We start from the raw sequence: 14,101 nt of genomic DNA, 5'->3' as shown, positions 1-14,101 counted from the left end.
TGAAAGAATCAGGCCATGAGCGGACCGCATCGCGTTGTTGTCCTTGCCCTCGACGGTGTCATTCCCTTCGAGCTCGGCATCCCGGCGCGCATCTTCGGACGCGCGGTCGACGCCGAGGACAAGCCTCTGTACGAGATCCTCACCTGCACTGTCGATGGCCGGCCCGTGCGAACGGATGCCGATTTCAGCATTACGGTCGACCACGGCAGTGAACTACTCGCCACAGCGGACACCGTCGTCATTCCGGCGTCGTACGAACTTGGTCCCGCCTACGAGGACGGTTACCTATCCCCCGAGTTGGCGGCGGCATTCGAACACATCCGCCCCGGGACACGGCTCGTGTCGATCTGCACCGGCTCGTACGTTCTGGCTGCGGCCGGCCTGCTCGACGGCTTGAGGGCCACTACTCACTGGCGCAACACGGATCACTTCCAGCGCATCTACCCCAAGGTGAAGGTGGACCCCGACGTCCTGTTCGTCGACGAGGGCCGCATTCTGACCTCCGCCGGAGTGGCCTCAGGAGTGGACCTGTGCCTACACATCGTGCGGCGCGATCACGGCATGGAAGTGGCGAACACCGTCGCCCGGCGATGCGTCGTACCGCCGTGGCGCGACGGTGGGCAAGCCCAGTACATTCGACGCCCGCTGGCCGACAAACCTTCCGAATCGACTGCCGCCGCTCGGCATTGGGCTCTCGAGCATCTCCGGGAACCGATCACTCTGACGGACCTGGCGAATCGCGCCAACATGAGCGTCCGCACCTTCAGTCGCAGATTCCGCGACGAGGTCGGGACAACACCGAACCGCTGGCTCACCGCTCGGCGTATCGATCACGCCCGCGAACTACTCGAAGAAACCGATCTCTCGATCGACACGATTGCGACGCGCACCGGATTCGGGACCGCCACATCGATGCGTCAGCACCTCAGTGACACGCTCGGCGTCTCGCCGAGTGCCTATCGCCGCACTTTCCAGGCACCGGGGTAAATCTGCCATTCCCGGCAACTACCCTGGAGGTATGGCTGAATCGACCCGCCCGAATTTCCTCCAGTACTGCGGCTACCTTCTGGGCAAGACACTCCCTGACAAGTACCAGGATTGGGTTCGGAACGATCTGGTCGGACCGGGCGCCCAGGTTCGCTACATCGTCCGTTTCACGGTGCCGGCGACGCTCATCCTCCTGCTGTTTCTCCTGATTCCGGGACCCATTTGGATCCCTCTCGCCATGATGGCGCTACTGCTCATCCCGCTGGCCTATTTTGTCGTGGCGCTCGGCAACATCTACCGCCGTCACCGCCTTCAGAGTCACGGCCTCGATCCCGAACTGATGAACGAGAAAGCCCAGCGCCGCGCCGATCGCACTCGTGAGGACTACGAAAAGCGGCACGGTCGCTGACAGCCCTCACGAGTGCGATCGGCCTAGCGAGGTCAACAAGCCCCGGGGTTCACCTCTCCGCCCGCGAGCATTCTTGTCGTGAAGTCCATCGCGTCGTTGTAGGACGCCGCGATTGCTCCGCGGTGATCGGCACCCTCGTAGGTCTTGAACTCGATGTCCGAGCCCTTGGCGCAGTAATCCTTGACTGCGCCGGACGTACTTGCCACCGAGACAAGAACATCCGTGGTTCCCTGCGCGAACAAGGTGGGCACCTTCGGGGTTACGGTCGACAGTTCCTGCTCGTTCAGGTTTGCTGTCAACGCCGTCAGATCTGCACCCTCACGGAAGATCTGATCAACGGGGACGGTGGGTACCGCACGCACTGCCGCCAGGCACCCCGTCCGGGCAGCCTCGAGGAGCGGCTGAGCCTGGTCCGACAACAAGTCTTCAGGAACTACAGACGGATCAACTGCCTGTACGCCCAGCAGGATGACCGGAACAAACGGCACTCCCCCTGCCATAGCCTGATTTCCCGTAGCAACCATTGCCGGAATCTGGGCCGTGCCGTTTCCGGGAGCTATCGATACCGCACCCTTCAGATTCAGTTCCGGTGCGCGGTCCTTGCCGATCTGCGACGTGAAAGCGGCTGCCTGCCCACCCTGGCTGTGACCCATCGCAAACCAGTCCTTGCCAACCTGATCGTCCACCTGCCGAGCGGCTCGAACGATATCGGTCACGGTATTGGCTGCGCTGGTCCCGTTCATGTACGAGTGACCGCCGGGAGTACCGAGACCCTCGTAGTCGGTTTGGACCACAACGTACCCACTGCTGACCCACTGGTCGAGCGTCTGGTCGACCACCGACAGGTAGTCGTGAACCGGACCGGCGGGAGTATCCGCCGACGGCGCACAGGCGTCGGCAACTCCGGTTGTGCCGTGTGCCCAACTGATCACCGGCCAACCACCTGCCGGGGCAGGCGTCTTGGGGATAGCAACAACGCCAGAGACGAGAATCGGTTCACCTGAGGCACTTTGGGACATATAGGTGATACGTTCGTTCTTCGCCGCGCTGGGCAGTGCAGCAGATTCGGTGAGATTGTGCGCGGTGATCAGAGTTCCCGGCGACAGTTGTGGTGCCTGCGGATCTCCGAAGGACAGTGACCCTTCGGCCGACGCCGGGGCAGCAAAGGCTGCTACCGATGCAGCCGCACACAGTGCCAGGGCTCCACTGGACACTCGGATCAGACGTCTCTTGCGTTCGAGCTTCACGAAAACTCCTCCAGATGAGTGAAAGTCAGTGCAGTGAAAGTCAGTGCAGTGAAAGTCAGTGCAACGCAACCGTTGCGCCGATCAAACCTTGTGCCTCGTAGATCTTGGCTGCGACTTCGTCTCGCATAGCCACGAACTCGGGGGTCGAACGGACAGTGGTGGGGACGGGTTCGCGATTGTCACCCTTGAACCACACCTTGCGGTCGTAGATGACGCGACCCGGCCTGGCGCCCATCACAATCACTCGGGTTCCGAGGAAGATTGCCTCTTCCACACTGTGAGTGACGAAGAAGACCGTCTTACGACGCTCGCGCCACAAGTCGAGCAGTTCGAGCTGCAACTTCTCGCGGGTCATGGCGTCGAGTGCACCAAAAGGCTCGTCCATCAGGATAATTCGCGGGTCTGTGATAAGTACACGCGCAATCTGGCAGCGTTGCTGCTGGCCACCGGACAGCTCGTAGGGCTTACGGTCACCATACAACTCCAAGCCGACCATTTCCAGCATCCGATCGGCCTCGGCGGCACGCTCGGCGCGAGGAACTCCCCGCATCTTCAGCCCGAACTCGACGTTCTTCCGCACCGACAACCACGGGTACAGATTTGCTTGCTGGAACACCACACCACGATCCGGGTCCGGCCCCTTGATGTGAGTGTTCCCGACCATGATGGTTCCCTCGGTCGGCGCTTGGAAACCGGCAAGCATTTGGAGGAGCGTCGTCTTGCCACAACCGGACGGTCCGACTACGCAGACAAATTCTTCCGGTTCGAAAGTCAAGCTGGTGGGGGCCAGCGCGAGTACCGATTCACCTGCGGTGACGTACTCCTTCCGAACTTCGGTGAGTACGACGCGAGTGCTGAGGTCTGTAGCCGTGCTCGTCATGACTGGCCCACTTTCGTCACTGCGTCCGTGTAGATTCCCTCGGCGTAGGTGCTGCTGGGGCTTACTGCGTCGATGTTTCCCTGCTGCAGCAGGAATTCCGCAGTGCCGAAAAGACTTTGAGTGAATTCGCCGCCGAGGAAGGCGGGGCCGGCTTGCTCCGCCGCCGAGAGGTACGTGTAGCCCGCCAACTGCGGCTTGATGACATCGGGGGCAATACCGAGTTGAGCAGACATCGATACTGAGGCACCAGTGGGATCGGCGTTGATCCGGCCGGCTGCGTAGTCCTGCAGCTTGGTCCACATGAGCATGAATTCCGGATTGGCGGAGACGAATTCAGTGGTAGCACCCGAGAGATCGAACGTAGGCGCGCCCTGTGTCGCAACATCAGCGCTACTCATGATGATGTGACCGTCGGCCGTCAGCTTCGACAGCGTCGGATCCCACACCCAGGCCGCGTCGATCTGTCCACCCTGCCACGCTCCGAGCATTGCGTCCGGTTTCAGACTCATGAGGGTGACATCGGCAGTCATGTTTGCCGCTCCGAGGGCTGCAAGCAGACTGTAGTGCGACGTACTGCCGAACGGTGTCGCGATTTTCTTGCCCTTCAACCCTTCCAATGTGGTTATCGATGGGTCTTTGACAACGAGAGACTCGGCTTCGCCGATCACGTCCTGGATCCAGACGACCTGCATGGGGATATTCAGCGGTGCCGACAACGCCATTGTTGCCGGACTCGACCCCAAGGTTCCCAGATCCAGGCTTCCGGAACCGAAGGCCTGCACTACATCCTGCCCCGAACTGAACTTGCTCCACGTGATATCCGCATTGGGCATGCACGCCTCGAGCAGTCCCTGATCCTTGACGATCAGGTCACCGTTCGGAATGTCCTGATACCCGATCCGTGCCGATGTAGTCACCGATTCATCCACTGTGACAGGACAACTCACTGAGCTGTCCATCGAGCGGCTCATCTCACCTCGACCCGTTTCCACACACGCGGTCAAAGTTGTTCCCAGAGCTGCAGCGGAAACCACCGCGATTGCAATTCGCCTCGACTGACCGGTCATGCCTTACCCTTCCATGGTGCTACGAGTGTTCCGATTGCCTTGATCGCGGAGTCGAGAACAAGTGCGGCGCAACCTATGACGATGATGCATGCGATTGTGAGTGGTGTATTGAGCTGCGTGCCGGCAAGATAGGCCAACCCGCCGATACCGGGTATGCCGTTGTTGAGTTCCGCGGCCACCACGGTGGTCCACGCAAAGCCGACCGCGATTCGAATACCGTTGATCACTTCCGGCAGCGTCGACGGAAAGACCACATTGGTCAGTACCTGAGTTCGGCTCGCACCCAGAGCTCGAGCGGCGTTGATCTGATCGACCTTCACCGAGGTGACGCCGTTTAGTGTGGCTATCGCGATCGGCGGGAAGGCAGCGAGGAACAGCAGCCAGATCTTGGAGGTGTCACCGATACCGAACCAGACGATCAGCAGGCCGATATAGCCGAGTGGCGGCAACGCACGCAGAAAGTTCAGGTACGGCTCCACGAAGGTTCTGATCGGGACGGACATTCCCATCGCAAAACCGATCAGCGGACCCACGATCACGGCCGCGCCGACGCCCGCCGCTATGCGCTGACCGCTGGCGATCAAGTGTTCCCAGAGAAAGTAGTTCTGTTCGCCGAGCACTTCGCGGTCGACACCGGGCGCCACCTGATGCCAGGTGTTGGCCCGAATGAACGCATCCCACACCGAACCTGGTGAAGGAAGGAATAATTCGTCGATCACACCGGCTGCGGTAACACCCCACCACACCACGAGGAACGCAACCAGAGCCGCAATCCGGACTCCGATTGAGCGCACCCGTTCCGGCGTGAAGATCGGTGTGCGCTTCTTCGCGGACACTGCGGGCGGAGGAGTAGGTACACGCGTAGCTTCTCTTGAACTCGGTGAAGCAGTTGAACTCGGTGAAGCAGTGGTGGTCATGCCGTCCTCCTGTGCACTCGCTGAGCTGAGGTCTGGTCGCGAGCCAGTACAAGCATCGAGTCGACGTTGACTCGGCTCGGGCGGGTCACAACCCAGGCAACGCATTCCGCGATGTCGTCCGCGGTCAACGGATCGGCGCCGGCGTACACCGCATCGGCACGCTCCTTGTCGCCACCGAAGCGCACCATGCTGAACTCCGTCTCCACCATGCCGGGATCGATCTGGCAGACACGGATGGGTTCGCCGAGCAGTTCGAGGCGAAGAACCCGAGTGAGTGCTGTCACAGCATGTTTCGCGGCGTTGTACCCAGCGCCGCCGAGGTAGGGCTCGCGTCCGGCAATCGACCCGATGGTGACGACAGTAGCGTTTCCGCTCTCACGAAGGCGCGGGAGAAGTCGCTGTGTGACGCGCAGTACACCGAGCACGTTGACGTCGAACATCGCGGACCAGTCGGCTTCGTCGGTGTTGGCGATACTGTCGGCTCCCAATGCGCCGCCGGCATTGTTGACCAGCACGTCACACCGCTCGATCGCGTCACAGAATGCGTCGACCGATTCGACGTCCGTCACATCGAGAGACAGAGCGCGAGCACCTGTTTCGCGGGCCAACTCCTCGAGTCGATCCATTCTGCGTGCACCCATCACCACGTCGAAACCCTCTTTGACGAGGTGGCGCACCGTAGCGGCACCGATGCCGCTGCTGGCCCCGGTGACCACGGCAACTGGAGCTTTCATGACGGACATAGTTGTGAACTCCTCGATGAATGATGTTTCGGCCCTGAGAGATCCGCAGACACGAGATCCCGACGGCGGCGAATGAACTGCCCACCAGTGTGGTCGTGATCTGGCCCCCACTCCAGTGCCACCTGCGTGGTGAATTTCTCGGGCCAGTCGTAACGTAGCCGTCTCGTGTTAACGCGAAGGTTCCATCGTGTAACTGGCCCCAGGAGATGCCCTCGAATCTGGATCTGGCGCAGGACCACAACCATTCCCCATCCTTGAGTGGACTGAAGAAGTTCCAACCCTCGATCAGGAGGTTTCTGCCATGGCAGCTCCCGCAATCAGCACGTCACAACGCACGTACGAGTTGGATCGCGCACACGTCTTTCACTCATGGTCGGCACAGAAATCCTTGCAGCCCATGGTGGTCGAGCGCACAGACGGCTGCTACCTGTGGGACGGCGACGGCAAGGAATACCTCGATTTCTCGTCGCAACTCGTGTACACGAACGTCGGTCACCAGCATCCCAAGGTTGTCGCGGCGGTACAGGAGCAGGCTGCGAAGCTCTGCACCATCGCGCCGGCGCACGCAAACGAGGCTCGGTCCGAGGCAGCGCGTCTGATCGCCGAGATTTCACCCGAAGGAATGGACCGGGTGTTCTTCACCAGCGGCGGCGCAGACTCCAACGAGCACGCAATTCGCATGGCGCGCTTGCATACCGGTCGCTACAAGATCCTTTCGGCGTACCGCTCGTACCACGGCGCTACTGCCGAGACGATCAACCTGTCGGGCGATCACCGCCGGTGGCCGAACGATTACGGAAACTCGGGCGCCGTTCATTTCCACGGACCTTTCCTGTACCGATCCGAATTCCGTTCCGAGACAGAGGAACAGGAATGTGAGCGAGCTCTCGAACATCTCGAAACTCTGATCCGCTTCGAAGGTCCGGCCGCGTTTGCCGCGATCATCGTCGAATCCGTTCCCGGCACCTCCGGCATCATGCCGCCGCCGCCCGGATATCTGAAGGGTGTTCGTGACATCTGCGACCGATACGGCATCGTCATGATCTGCGACGAGGTCATGTCCGGCTTCGGCCGCACGGGCGCCTGGCTGGCAATCGACCATTACGACGTTGTCCCCGATCTCATCACGTTTGCCAAGGGTGTGAACTCCGGTTACGTGCCCCTGGGCGGAGTCATCGTCGGCGAGAAGATCTACAACTCGTTTGCCGAGCGTCCGTACCCCGGCGGCATGACGTACTCCGGCCACCCGCTCGCCTGCGCCGCAGCGGTGGCCACCATCACCACGATGCACGAGGAGCGCATAGTCGAGAACGCAGAGTTCATCGGTCGCACGTCACTCGGACCGGGCCTACGCGCTCTCGCGGACAAGCACCCGAGCATCGGGGACGTCCGCGGTCTCGGAGTCTTCTGGGCACTCGATCTCGTGACGAACCGCGAGACGCGCGAGCCCCTGTCACCGTATGGCGGCACCAACGCCGCGATCGGCCAGACGATGGCCGCCGCCCGCGACGCCGGACTGCTCGTCTTCAACAACTACCACCGCATCCACGTCGTCCCGCCGTGCACCGTGACGCCGACGCAGGTCGACGCCGCACTCGCCATGCTCGACACTGCCCTCGACGTGGCCGATTCCTACTACGACGGTCCCCGGTGACAGCCTCGGCCGTCCACGCCAGTGCGCTCGACGACGCGCGCACGCAACTCGCGGAGGCAGTGGCGGCCTTGGGCTACCCGGACGGCCTGCACCGCATCCTCGGGTCCGCCAGACGTGAGACGACGGTCAGCGTTCCGCTGGTCCGCGACAACGGCGACGTTGAAGTGTTCACCGGATACCGCGTGCAGCACAGCATCGCGCGCGGACCGGCGAAGGGCGGGATCCGGTACAGCGCCGGAGTGAATCTTGACGAAGTGCGGGCTCTCGCAATGTGGATGACGTGGAAATGCGCGCTCCTCGATATTCCGTACGGCGGGGCAAAAGGTGGGGTGGACGTCGATCCCCTGACTCTCTCGCCGGCCGAACTCGAACGACTGACCCGGACGTACACCCAGGGAATCTCACCCGTCATCGGACCGGACAACGATATTCCCGCTCCGGACGTCGGCACCGACGAGCAGACGATGGCCTGGATGATGGACGCCTACTCCGCAACTCGGGGCCGTGGTGTCCCGGGCGTGGTGACGGGCAAGCCGCTTGATCTCGGCGGTTCGCTCGGCCGCCGGACGTCAACCTCACGCGGTGTTGCGCACATCGCGTTGTTGGCTCTGAAAAAGGCAGGCATAGAACCGAACTCGGCCACCTCCGTTGTCCAGGGATACGGCAAGGTGGGAGCCGACGCTGCCGACTACCTCGTCGACGCGGGAGTCCGGATCATCTCTGTCAGCGACAGATTCGGCGCGGTGCACAACGCCGACGGATTGAACCTGCCCCTTCTGCGAGCCCACGTCACCGAGCACGGTTCCGTCGCAGGCTTCCCCGGAGGTGAGCAGATCGACCCCGCTGCCGTTCTCGAACTGGATGTCGACCTCCTGGTTCCCGCTGCGGTTGAAGGAGTTATCCACGGCGGCAACGCACATCGCATCCAGGCACGTATTGTCGTGGAGGGTGCAAACGGGCCAACCACCGCCGAGGCCGACGCCGCACTCGAGCGAGCGGGAGTGTTGGTGGTCCCGGACATCCTGGCCAACGCCGGCGGAGTCGTCGTGTCCTACTTCGAATGGGTTCAGGCACAACAGGGTTACTGGTGGACTCTCCCCGAAGTAGAACGGGGACTCGATGATCGGATGACTGCAGCCTGGGCTGCGGTACTGGATCAGGCTGGTGCTACCGGCACCACGCTCCGACGCGCCGCAATGACCCTGGCAGTCGGTCGCGTCGCTCGGGCCCACCGCGCGCGCGGCCTCACTCACTGATCCGGCGAGACTCATCCAGTAGTCGGTGAGCAATTCCTCCAAGCAGTGCGATGCCCGGTTCGATCGAATTCTGATCTATCGAACCGAAGCCCAGTCGAAGGCAGTTTCGGGAGCCTGTCCCTGGAAAGAAGTAGCGGGAGCCGTCGGCCACCAGGATCCCCTGCAGGGCTGCACGTTCCGTGAGTTCGGCAGCGTCAAGATCCTCCGGGCCGGTGTACCAGACACTGACACCGCCTGGAGGAAACGCCGGCGTCTCAACTCGTGGCATGTACTTGTTGATCGACTCGGTGATGATTTCCCAGTTCTGCTTGAGCCGACGACGATGCGAGCGCAACACCTTGTGGTAATCACCGGACATGATGAACAACGCCAGCGACCGCTGAATATGTCCCGGAAGATGTTTGGTTCGATGGTGCCGTTCTGCTCGAAGTGCCGCAATGACAGGCGGATCCGCCACGATGTACCCGATGCGCAGGCCGGCCGAGAGAAACTTCGAGAAGGAACCGAGGTAGATCACCCGGCGGTTGTCCCCCAAGGATTTGAGGGACGGAGTCGGCCTCCCACGAAAGCGGAATTCGCTGTCATAGTCGTCTTCGATTACAAAACCGTTTCTCTCCTCCAACAATTCCAGAAGCAGCTTGCGGCGAGGCAGGCTCAATGTGACGTTGGTGGGGTGGTGATGACTCGGAGTGAGATACATGGCGTCGAAGACAGTCGATCGGTCGAACACCGCCCCACGCCCGTCAACGGGAATGGGAGACAGTTCCACACCGGAGCGCTTGAAAATGTGCATAGCGTCGAGGTATCCGGGGTTCTCGAAGCCCATGATCTTGTCGGGTCGCAACAGGACGTCGGCAATCAGCGACAGCCCCTGCTGAGTTCCACTCGTCACCAAGATCTCGTCAGCCGCTGCTTCGATGCCACGCGACGGGAGAATTTCCTTGCGCAGCGCCTCCACCAGCAGCGGATCGTCCTGATCGACAGCATCACGCACGCTGTATCGCAGATGCGGGCCCGTCATCGCCTCACTCGCCGCGCGCAACCAACCGCGGACCGGGAAGGAGCGCAGTTCGGGCTGAGAACTGATGAACGGGTACGGATAGTCGAAGGCGTCGGGATGGCCCAGAGTTCGGGTGAACTCGACGCTCTCGCGGGGCTGTAGCAATGTCGACCAGTCAACTGGCGGAGCGGGCGGCGACGACTCTGCAGAAGGTGTTCGAGTGAGCGGGGCTGCCGCGTAAAGACCACTGCGAGGACGACTCTCGATAACTCCGAGCGCAATCAGCTCGTCATAGGCCGATGCCACCGTATTTCGGGAAACGCCAAGTTCCTGCGCCAGGTAGCGCGTCGACGGCATGGGTCGACCACCGTCGAACACTCCACGTGCAAGCAGGTCTTCGAGCATGGCCCGCACGCGCCGGTACATCGGCGTGTTGGTGGCCGAGTCGAGATACGCCGACCTGCCCTCGAGGAACTCTCCGAGATTTTCGTGTGATCGCAACCTGCTCCTCCTGATTCTGGCCCCATTAATGCTCCCACGATCTGGATCTTCCGTCAGTGCCAGATCGCCCAGAGAATGGGATTGTGATTCTTCTCCTGGTTGCCTGCGTTCTTGTTGCCTCCTCGGCGATTCAATCGGCAACCGGCTCGGGTTTCGGCTTGATCGCCGGACCCGCCCTTATTCTGATTGCCCCGTGGCTTGTTCCAGCCCCGCTACTGATTCTCACCATCCCGATGATGCTGATGGTGGCGGCGCGAGAACGCGGGCATTGCGACACACGCACGGTCGGAATCGCGACCGCCACAATGATTCCCGGTATCGCCGCAGGCCTATGGGTCATACAGCGCGTCGAAACGGCGTCCGTTCAACTCCTGGTGGCCGTTCTCGCGCTGGCAGCAGGGGCGGTGATGCTCGCGGGTAAGTCCGTGACCGGATCACGGCGAACCCTGGCCGGCGCCGGGGCCGCGGCCGGGTTCATGGGCGCATTGGCCGCGATGCCCGGCCCACCGCTGTCGCTGACCTATCGGCCGGACGATGCTGCCACCCTGCGCTCTACGTTGTCGACGATCTTTCTTGTCATGGCTGCGGCGACGCTTATCGCACTCCATCTCCAGATCGGTGTTACCGGAAGCGAATTGCTTGGCGCACTCGCATTGTCTCCCCTGCTGGTGTGTGGACACCTGCTCGGCTCGTACCTGGCGCGGCGGATCTCCCTGGCGGTCTTGAGTCGCACAACCACCTACATCATCCTCACCGCGGCAACCGTGCTGTTTGCCAAAAGCGTAGCCGGACTGGCCATGTGAATCCGAGTTTTAACCCTGCGGCCACCTGGACGTCTGTCCTATGGCCACCTACGGACGCTTAGCCGATCTAACTTCCTGTTCGTCGTGCCATATCGGCGCGAGCAGAAAGGACTCATCACCATGCGAAGCCCCCGCTTCGGATTGCTGGCGGCCGCAGGCGCTGTCGGACTCATGCTTGTCACGACCGGCACTTCTGCCATTGCCGACGCGTCACCATTCAGTTCATTCGACACCGGTTCTCTCGACACCGGTTCTCTCGGGGCCCCGGGCACACCTGCCGTCGGGGGCTTCACGTCCAAGACTCCGTATTCACCCGGCCAGGCCATTGGCGGACTCCAGGCCGTGCCCGCTGGTTTCACGCCCGTGTACACGGAAAGCGTTGCACGTCATGGTTCCCGCGCGCTCTCGAGCCTGAAGTACGACGACCTGAGCCTGCAACTCTGGGAGATCGCCGAAGCCGAGAACGCTCTGACTCCCGTCGGCAAGGAGTTCGGCCCCGTACTTCGTGAACTCATGGCGGCCAACCAGACGTTGGGCTACGGCAATCTGAGCGGCCTCGGCATTACCGAGCATCGCGAGATGGGTGCCCGTGTGACGGAACGCCTTCCGCAGCTGTTCGACGCAATTGCCAAGCAGGACGGCTCGATCACCCTGACGTCCTCGGGCGTGGACCGCGCAGTGGACAGTGCCGCCAACTTCGCCCAGGGCGTGAGCACCGCATTTCCGGCGATCGCCGGAAATATCGGAGCTGTCACGTCTGATCCTGACGTCCTCTACTTCCACGATTCCGATCTGAACGCGGACTACAAGGAATACGAGGATTCCGATCCTCGCCTCGAAGCCGTGGACGAGCAGATCGAGAACCTGCCTCGCACTCGCGACGTGTCACGTCACATGATGGAGAAGCTGTACTCGAAGAGCTTTGTGGATCGTCTTGTCGCCGGCGAGTTCTCACTCGTCGACCGGGGCAAGGGCTCGGAAGAGATCAACAACGAGGTCGATGCCGCGTACATGCTTTACAACACGTACATCATCACCCCCGGCATGTCCGAGGAAGGTGACTGGAATTTCGGTCGCTTCATCGACCAGGACGACGCTCAGTGGCTGGCATACACCAACGACGCAGAGGACTTCTACGCCAAGGGACCGGGATTTGCCGGTGAGGACGTTACCTACCGGATGGCGACGGTGCTCCGCGACGAATTCCTGGCGGGGCTGAAAGAACATTCAGGTGCAGATTCTTTGCCCGGGGCCGACTTTCGGTTTGCGCACGCCGAGACGATCATCCCCTTTGCTGCACTGCTGAAGCTGCCCGGCAGCACGGTCGCACAGCCTGAGGGCACCTTGTACACGTACGACAACAACCCGTGGCGCGGCGAGCAGGTCAGCCCGATGGGCGCCAACATCCAGTGGGACGTCTTTGCCGGACCGGACAACGCGCAGCTGGTTCGCATGCTCTACAACGAGCGTGAAACCGCGTTTGCAGCGCCCTGCACGCCGGTAGCAAGCGGAAGCTTCTTCTACACGCCCGCGGAACTCGAGCGCTGCCTGCCGGAAATCTCCCCTATAGCTTGAGGCCGGGCCCCCGGACGACGCGGACGCGCCCATGCTTGGTGCAACGCCAGCATGCGCGCTTTCTCGTCGTCTTCCATCAACAATGCATCGCAGATACGAACCATGACCCGAGACGAAACACCCACGGACGTACCCTGTTCCAGCCTTTGATAGTGGTTGAAACTGATGTCGGCGATCTGCGCGACCTCACGTCTGCTGAGGCCGTGCATGCGACGAGCACCCTCGCATCGAATACCGACCTTCTCGGGCGCAAGGCTATTGCGCTTCTCTACGAGCAGCCGGCTCATCAACTGACGTGCACTCGACCCATTCACGCCGCAGCCTTCTCCCTCACCTGAAATATACTTTTACCGAACATGTTTCAGAATATGGGACAGCAAGGTCGTGGCGGTATCTCCGAGATGACAGATAATCACGCGATACCGCCACTGCTGCGGCGTCAGGCTAGAACATCAGGCCACAAAGTCAGGCTATGAACCGTCCAATCGTCGGATTGCTTTGGCAGATAGGGCTACTGCCCCAGTTGATGGAACCGAAAGCGGTCGCAACAACGTTGCCGACACCGGTATTCACCGTCGCCGACAGATAGGGGTACGTCCCCATCAGATCGACGATTCCGGCCTTACCGGTGTCGGTGTTGACCCACGCGACGGTGACCTGCCCGGCGGCCGGTATCGGTGCTGCTGCCGGGAAGGACTCGAAGCGTATGTCGCCCTTGGCGATCGGCGGATTGGCTTCAGGCCCGGACTGCCCGGTGAGACCGGTCATCGACGCCAGTGACCCCTGGTTGGGACAACCGATGGTCACTGCAGCACCACCGAACGGATGGGGTGGATCCGCCGAAGCGGTGCCCACGTATGCGAGTGACGCAACGATCGGCAAACCTACGGCTGCCAGGATTCGGGCAGTACGGGAGATACTCATTGAAACTCCTCGGGTCGACAACTCCCTGATCGGATACCCCTGGTACAACACCCGAAACGACCGAACAGTGGCAATTCGACACCTCTAGACAACATGCGTTGTCAGAACTACTCTCGGTGGCACAGCTCACACCGAAGC

The 14,101-nt window shown here is 61.5% G+C and carries 15 protein-coding genes; 7 read left to right on the top strand and 8 right to left on the bottom strand.

Features of this window, described 5'->3' with window-relative positions; translation table 11 throughout:
• The first annotated feature begins 15 nt into the window (after positions 1 to 15).
• Together R4P64_RS03935 and R4P64_RS03930 are read left to right on the top strand one after the other, a co-directional pair.
• Positions 16 to 987, top strand: a complete 972-nt coding sequence (locus tag R4P64_RS03935; RefSeq protein WP_317819368.1) for a GlxA family transcriptional regulator — start codon at positions 16 to 18, stop codon at positions 985 to 987.
• A 31-nt stretch (positions 988 to 1,018) separates the two neighbouring features.
• On the top strand, positions 1,019 to 1,396 hold the full coding sequence (locus tag R4P64_RS03930) for a DUF5313 family protein (RefSeq protein ID WP_033235370.1): 378 nt from the start codon (positions 1,019 to 1,021) through the stop codon (positions 1,394 to 1,396).
• Positions 1,397 to 1,428: 32 nt separating this feature from the next.
• Here R4P64_RS03930 and R4P64_RS03925 read toward each other — a convergent pair whose 3' ends face one another.
• From R4P64_RS03925 to R4P64_RS03905, 5 genes are all read right to left on the bottom strand, one after another.
• The gene (locus R4P64_RS03925) at positions 1,429 to 2,616 is read right to left on the bottom strand and encodes a lipase family protein (protein ID WP_033235439.1); all 1,188 of its coding nucleotides are present in this window, start codon (positions 2,614 to 2,616) and stop codon (positions 1,429 to 1,431) included.
• Between the two features lie 82 nt (positions 2,617 to 2,698).
• Complete coding sequence (locus R4P64_RS03920) at positions 2,699 to 3,523, bottom strand: ABC transporter ATP-binding protein (RefSeq protein WP_317819363.1); 825 nt, start codon at positions 3,521 to 3,523, stop codon at positions 2,699 to 2,701.
• Positions 3,520 to 4,440 (bottom strand): ABC transporter substrate-binding protein, encoded by a 921-nt coding sequence (locus R4P64_RS03915; protein ID WP_317819361.1) that lies wholly within the window; start codon positions 4,438 to 4,440, stop codon positions 3,520 to 3,522. Before R4P64_RS03915 ends, R4P64_RS03920 begins: the two co-directional genes overlap by 4 nt.
• A 146-nt stretch (positions 4,441 to 4,586) precedes the next feature.
• Complete coding sequence (locus R4P64_RS03910; RefSeq protein ID WP_317819359.1) at positions 4,587 to 5,507, bottom strand: ABC transporter permease; 921 nt, start codon at positions 5,505 to 5,507, stop codon at positions 4,587 to 4,589.
• Positions 5,504 to 6,241 (bottom strand): SDR family NAD(P)-dependent oxidoreductase, encoded by a 738-nt coding sequence (locus R4P64_RS03905; RefSeq protein ID WP_092805474.1) that lies wholly within the window; start codon positions 6,239 to 6,241, stop codon positions 5,504 to 5,506. The genes R4P64_RS03910 and R4P64_RS03905 overlap by 4 nt, the downstream gene beginning before the upstream one ends.
• Before the next feature lie 310 nt (positions 6,242 to 6,551).
• Between R4P64_RS03905 and R4P64_RS03900 the strand changes: the two genes are divergently transcribed.
• Positions 6,552 to 7,904: an aspartate aminotransferase family protein gene (locus R4P64_RS03900; RefSeq protein WP_033235366.1), complete on the top strand. Its 1,353-nt coding sequence runs from the start codon at positions 6,552 to 6,554 to the stop codon at positions 7,902 to 7,904.
• A complete protein-coding gene (locus tag R4P64_RS03895; RefSeq protein ID WP_317819355.1) occupies positions 7,901 to 9,160 on the top strand; it encodes a Glu/Leu/Phe/Val dehydrogenase in 1,260 nt (419 codons plus the stop codon). Before R4P64_RS03900 ends, R4P64_RS03895 begins: the two co-directional genes overlap by 4 nt.
• Here R4P64_RS03895 and R4P64_RS03890 read toward each other — a convergent pair.
• A complete protein-coding gene (locus R4P64_RS03890; protein WP_317819353.1) occupies positions 9,150 to 10,661 on the bottom strand; it encodes a PLP-dependent aminotransferase family protein in 1,512 nt (503 codons plus the stop codon). The genes R4P64_RS03895 and R4P64_RS03890 overlap by 11 nt on opposite strands.
• Positions 10,662 to 10,744: 83 nt before the next feature.
• Between R4P64_RS03890 and R4P64_RS03885 the strand changes: the two genes are divergently transcribed.
• Positions 10,745 to 11,464 (top strand): TSUP family transporter, encoded by a 720-nt coding sequence (locus R4P64_RS03885; RefSeq protein ID WP_317819351.1) that lies wholly within the window; start codon positions 10,745 to 10,747, stop codon positions 11,462 to 11,464.
• Positions 11,465 to 11,584: 120 nt separating this feature from the next.
• Positions 11,585 to 13,039: a histidine-type phosphatase gene (locus tag R4P64_RS03880; RefSeq protein ID WP_116104254.1), complete on the top strand. Its 1,455-nt coding sequence runs from the start codon at positions 11,585 to 11,587 to the stop codon at positions 13,037 to 13,039.
• Here the strand turns inward: R4P64_RS03880 and R4P64_RS33980 are convergent.
• Positions 12,985 to 13,248 (bottom strand): helix-turn-helix domain-containing protein, encoded by a 264-nt coding sequence (locus R4P64_RS33980; protein WP_353805919.1) that lies wholly within the window; start codon positions 13,246 to 13,248, stop codon positions 12,985 to 12,987. The two genes, R4P64_RS03880 and R4P64_RS33980, sit on opposite strands and share 55 nt — an antisense overlap.
• Here R4P64_RS33980 and R4P64_RS03875 point away from each other — a divergent pair.
• Positions 13,192 to 13,377: a hypothetical protein gene (locus tag R4P64_RS03875; protein WP_317819348.1), complete on the top strand. Its 186-nt coding sequence runs from the start codon at positions 13,192 to 13,194 to the stop codon at positions 13,375 to 13,377. The genes R4P64_RS33980 and R4P64_RS03875 overlap by 57 nt on opposite strands.
• A 127-nt stretch (positions 13,378 to 13,504) precedes the next feature.
• Here the strand turns inward: R4P64_RS03875 and R4P64_RS03870 are convergent, their stop codons facing one another.
• Positions 13,505 to 13,963: a hypothetical protein gene (locus R4P64_RS03870; protein WP_033235361.1), complete on the bottom strand. Its 459-nt coding sequence runs from the start codon at positions 13,961 to 13,963 to the stop codon at positions 13,505 to 13,507.
• Positions 13,964 to 14,101: the final 138 nt, after the last annotated feature.

It is taken from the genome of Rhodococcus sp. IEGM 1366, assembly GCF_033142425.1.
GTDB classification, from domain to species: domain Bacteria; phylum Actinomycetota; class Actinomycetes; order Mycobacteriales; family Mycobacteriaceae; genus Rhodococcus_F; species Rhodococcus_F globerula.
The sequence above is the reverse complement of the archived record's forward strand: the minus strand, read 5'-3'. Positions and strand labels throughout refer to the sequence as shown.

Excerpts from the sequence above, each read along its gene's own strand:
- R4P64_RS03935 (WP_317819368.1), top strand. The coding sequence starts at position 16 with ATGAGCGGACCGCATCGCGTTGTTGTCCTTGCCCTCGACGGTGTCATT.
- R4P64_RS03930 (WP_033235370.1), top strand. The coding sequence starts at position 1,019 with ATGGCTGAATCGACCCGCCCGAATTTCCTCCAGTACTGCGGCTACCTT.
- R4P64_RS03920 (WP_317819363.1), bottom strand. The coding sequence starts at position 3,523 with ATGACGAGCACGGCTACAGACCTCAGCACTCGCGTCGTACTCACCGAA.
- R4P64_RS03910 (WP_317819359.1), bottom strand. The coding sequence starts at position 5,507 with ATGACCACCACTGCTTCACCGAGTTCAACTGCTTCACCGAGTTCAAGA.
- R4P64_RS03905 (WP_092805474.1), bottom strand. The coding sequence starts at position 6,241 with ATGAAAGCTCCAGTTGCCGTGGTCACCGGGGCCAGCAGCGGCATCGGT.
- R4P64_RS03900 (WP_033235366.1), top strand. The coding sequence starts at position 6,552 with ATGGCAGCTCCCGCAATCAGCACGTCACAACGCACGTACGAGTTGGAT.
- R4P64_RS03880 (WP_116104254.1), top strand. The coding sequence starts at position 11,585 with ATGCGAAGCCCCCGCTTCGGATTGCTGGCGGCCGCAGGCGCTGTCGGA.
- R4P64_RS33980 (WP_353805919.1), bottom strand. The coding sequence starts at position 13,248 with ATGCACGGCCTCAGCAGACGTGAGGTCGCGCAGATCGCCGACATCAGT.
- R4P64_RS03870 (WP_033235361.1), bottom strand. The coding sequence starts at position 13,963 with ATGAGTATCTCCCGTACTGCCCGAATCCTGGCAGCCGTAGGTTTGCCG.